This is a genomic window from Moheibacter sp. (assembly GCF_049672845.1).
GTDB lineage: Bacteria > Bacteroidota > Bacteroidia > Flavobacteriales > Weeksellaceae > Moheibacter.
Map to the genome: position 1 here is coordinate 1 of NZ_JBATWT010000004.1, position 3,819 is coordinate 3,819.

3 protein-coding genes and 1 pseudogene are annotated in these 3,819 nt (G+C 38.2%); 3 read left to right on the forward strand and 1 reads right to left on the reverse strand.

Features of this window, described 5'->3' with window-relative positions; all coding sequences use genetic code 11:
• Positions 1-185: 185 nt before the first annotated feature.
• Positions 186-938, reverse strand: a pseudogene (locus WBF63_RS00135) (IS982 family transposase); the annotation flags it as partial.
• 199 nt (positions 939-1,137) lie between these two features.
• On the opposite strand from WBF63_RS00135, the gene WBF63_RS00140 reads away from it, so the two are divergent.
• The 3 genes from WBF63_RS00140 (at position 1,138) to WBF63_RS00150 (ending at position 3,693) form a co-directional block, all read left to right on the forward strand.
• Entirely contained in the window at positions 1,138-2,157 is a 1,020-nt protein-coding gene (locus WBF63_RS00140; RefSeq protein WP_424367659.1) for a Dyp-type peroxidase, read from the forward strand.
• 94 nt (positions 2,158-2,251) lie between these two features.
• Positions 2,252-3,055 carry a family 1 encapsulin nanocompartment shell protein gene (locus WBF63_RS00145; RefSeq protein ID WP_424367660.1) on the forward strand — a complete coding sequence of 268 codons (804 nt, stop codon included), beginning with the start codon at positions 2,252-2,254 and terminating at the stop codon, positions 3,053-3,055.
• Between the two features lie 290 nt (positions 3,056-3,345).
• Positions 3,346-3,693 (forward strand): maltose acetyltransferase domain-containing protein, encoded by a 348-nt coding sequence (locus tag WBF63_RS00150; RefSeq protein WP_424367661.1) that lies wholly within the window; start codon positions 3,346-3,348, stop codon positions 3,691-3,693.
• Positions 3,694-3,819 lie beyond the last annotated feature (126 nt).

Below are 3,819 nucleotides of genomic sequence, written 5' to 3' on the forward strand. Positions count from 1 at the left end.
TGCTCGTGGTCAATAAAATCCACCAACATTGGGCGGAATAATTCTGGCTTCTTTTCTGGATTTTTCCCCAACATATTTGCAAGGTTTTAAAGCTCTAAGATACAAATTCTTGCAATAAAAAACAAGCTATTTAAAACCCAAAATACTAATAATCAGTAAATTATAGGTGACTTAAGGAGAGACTAATTATTTCTGATTTTAAATTGGTCACAAAGTTGAGAAAATAGCGTTTCGATTCTCTTTCTTGATTTTCTAAAAATATATTTCTGCTTGTGATAATTTTTTTGGTTGCTTCTCATAGGTGTATCTAATTTTATATTTGCATAATTGAACAAATCTGTTTGTACTTGAGTTGATAAATAACCTCTATCTCCGATTAATGAGCAATTGTTCATTTGATGCTTTATGTCTTGCAAAAAATGGATATCATGAATGCTTGCAGTAGAAATATCAAAACTTTGAAATATTCCTGAAACAGAACATATAGCGTGTAATTTGTAACCATAATAATAACTCGATTGAGAAGCGCAATATCCTTTGCTTGGAAATGAAAATTCATCTTCTTTACAGATTTTAGAGCGGTTTGCTCTTGCGTTTTTGCAAATTTCTAAAGGCATTGAATCTACAATAAAAATCCTTTCAAGATCATGAAATCTATCAACCATAATCTTTCTGATATTTTCCATATGCAAGAAGAGTTTTCTTTTCCTGCGATTATAAACACTTCTTTCTATCATTCCATTTAGTTTTGAATTTGAAAGATATCTAAATAACTGATATTCTGAGTCTATTGATAAATATTCTGCAGAAATATTTATGGCAATAAGTTCTAAATCACTCAATTTTGGTTTAATAGGTTTAAAATAAAAATTTTCATTTAAGGTTAATTTTCTTAATTCATTTAAAATAAAATCGTAAATTGCATCTAGGTTATTCATAGTGTATTCGATTGGTAGTCAATACAATATACGATTTTTTTCGTATTATGAATAACCTTTTATAATGCACTACGAGTATTTGTTAGAAACTCAGGATCGTCAGTGGTCCTGAGTTTTTTTATTTTAAACTATAAATAGTCATAATTCATTGATTTTTTCCTAAATTAGTTACTGTTAATAACCGAATCAAAACAGACACATGAGACAGGGACCACAGGATGTACTCGGCAATCACGGAACAAACACCATTTTTACGGTTTGGAATTTTAAGGAAGGCGCACCAATCAAAGAAGCTTTTCAGCGCATTTGTGCTTTGGTAATCAACCTTAACCATTCTGCTTATGTCCGTTTTCCGGATGACAATGCCAGCTGCATCATGGGGATTGGTCACAATGCATGGCATTGGCTGGATTTGCCCAAACCGTTACCGAAAGAGCTGGAGGAATTTGAACCTATTGTTGGAAGCCGTTACACTGCCGTTTCTACCAAAGGCGATTTGCATTTTCACCTGAAAGGATCCAACTCAAGCATCTGTTATGATATGGCAGCAGATATTGCCAAAGTACTTTCTCCGGTGGCAGATTGCGTGGAAGAAGTCCACGGATTCCGTTATTGGGATGGCCGTTCCATTCTCGGTTTTGTAGACGGAACCGAAAATCCTGAAAGCAATTTGCGCGAATATTTTGGTTTAATTGGTGATGAAGATGAGGTTTACAAAGGAGGCAGTTACCTTTTTGTCCAAAAGTATATTCATGATTTGGCGGCCTTTAAGGCACTTCCGGTAGAAGAACAAGAAAAAGTTTTTGGCCGCTACAAAGACAGCGATGTAGAGATGACGGATGACATCAAACCCCAAAATTCACATTCTGCATTGGCCAATGTGGGTGATGATTTCAAAATTATCCGCGATAACCTTCCGTTTGGTAATATGTCAACCAACGAGATGGGAACGTACTTCATTGCTTATGCAAGTACTTTCAACACGGTGAAACTGATGCTTAACAATATGTTTATTGGCAATCCTCCAGGCAATTATGACCGTTTGCTGGATTTTAGCACCGCAAAAACCGGCAGCCTGTTTTTTGTTCCGACGATGGATATGTTGGATGATTTTTCCTCTGGAGATGAAGAAACGACATCAACTGAAAATCATCCGGAAGCCGTGGATACCGTACTGCCAAAAAATGACGGCTCTTTGGGAATTGGCTCTTTAAAATAAGTAAGCTTTGGCAAAGTTAAAACGATAGAAACATCAGAGTAACGATGCCTTTATATTGATCAAATTTTACACATTATATAAAAAACTAAACGATATGAATAATTTACACCGAAAGTTGGCTCCCATTTCCGAAGGAGCGTGGGCGCAAATCGAAGAAGAAGCGGTACGCACACTCAAAAGATATCTTGCCGCAAGAAAAGTGGTAGATGTTGACGGCCCTAATGGTTTTGATCTTTCTGCCGTTGGCACCGGGCATATTCAGCCAGTTGAGTCACCGGGCGAAGGGGTACAGGCGGCTGTGCGCAAAGTAAACCCAGTGGTTGAGTTGCGGGTTCCTTTTGAACTGAGCCGGGAAGCGATTGATGATGTCGAACGCGGTTCCGAAGACTCAGACTGGCAGCCGTTAAAAGACGCTGCAGAGAAAATAGCTTTTGCAGAGGACCGCGCCATTTTTGAAGGTTATGCCGCGGCAGGCATTCAGGGGATTCGTGAAGGCAGCAGCAATCGTGCGCTCAAACTGCCGGCAAGCATCAAAAATTATCCCGACACAATTGCCTGTGCATTAAGTGAACTGAGGTTTGCCGGAGTCAACGGGCCTTATGTTTTGGTTCTGGGAGCTGATGCTTATACGGTGGCCAGTGGCGGGAGCGATGAAGGTTATCCAATGCTGCACCACCTGCAGGAACTGATTGATGGCGAAATTATCTGGGCACCGGCAATCAAAGGTGGTTTTGTAATCTCTACCCGTGGTGGTGATTTTAAGCTCACTCTTGGCCAGGACATTTCCATCGGTTATCTAAGCCATACTGATACTTCGGTGAAGCTCTATCTTCAGGAGAGTTTTACCTTCCAGTTTTATACTTCGGAGGCTGTCGTTGTGCTGGATCCTGCAGAGTAACTTTTTAATAAATCAATTGATAGAAAACTCAGGATTGTAGCAGTTCTGGGTTTTTGTATTACATGCCTATAAAAAATTATAGAGATGAACATTAATGACATACCGAAAAATAGAAGTATAATATTCACAATATTCCCGCTAATGAGTCACATTTTACAGATTTAAATTTGAGCATCTGCGCCATCGGAATAATCTGCGAGAATTAAAAATAATCAGAATCCTTTTTAATGAAGAATAGGTGTTGACCTGAAAATGTCTTATGATCTCTAAAAAATTATTATTACAAATAGATGATGAATAACCTCACTGAAAAAGAGAAAATGCTCTCCGGCGAATTATACGATGCAGGCGATGCTGCTTTGGTAGAAGAGAGGCAGAGGAGCAAAGATTTGTGTTTCCGTAACAATCAGATTTTGCCGTCCAAAATGAAAGAGAGAAAAGGCATTATCAAAACACTTTTCGGTAAAACAGAGAAAATGTTCCTTATCGAGCAGCCCTTCTACTGCGATTACGGTTATAATATCGAAATTGGAGAGCAAACAACCCACCATAAACCGAATCAGATGGCTCGGATTGCCCACTTTGGAATACAAGGGCGAAAATTCTTTCTCAAAATAATTCCAATCTATTTTTTCTGAAAGTAGAACAAGTTCATGCTCGTGGTCAATAAAATCCACCAACATTGGGCGGAATAATTCTGGCTTCTTTTCTGGATTTTTCCCCAACATATTTGCAAGGTTTTAAAGCTCTAAGATACAAATTCT

What these genes read in the sequence shown, in the direction of transcription:
- WBF63_RS00140 (WP_424367659.1), top strand. Translation starts at nt 1,138, where the DNA reads ATGAGACAGGGACCACAGGATGTACTCGGCAATCACGGAACAAACACC.
- WBF63_RS00145 (WP_424367660.1), top strand. Translation starts at nt 2,252, where the DNA reads ATGAATAATTTACACCGAAAGTTGGCTCCCATTTCCGAAGGAGCGTGG.
- WBF63_RS00150 (WP_424367661.1), top strand. Translation starts at nt 3,346, where the DNA reads ATGATGAATAACCTCACTGAAAAAGAGAAAATGCTCTCCGGCGAATTA.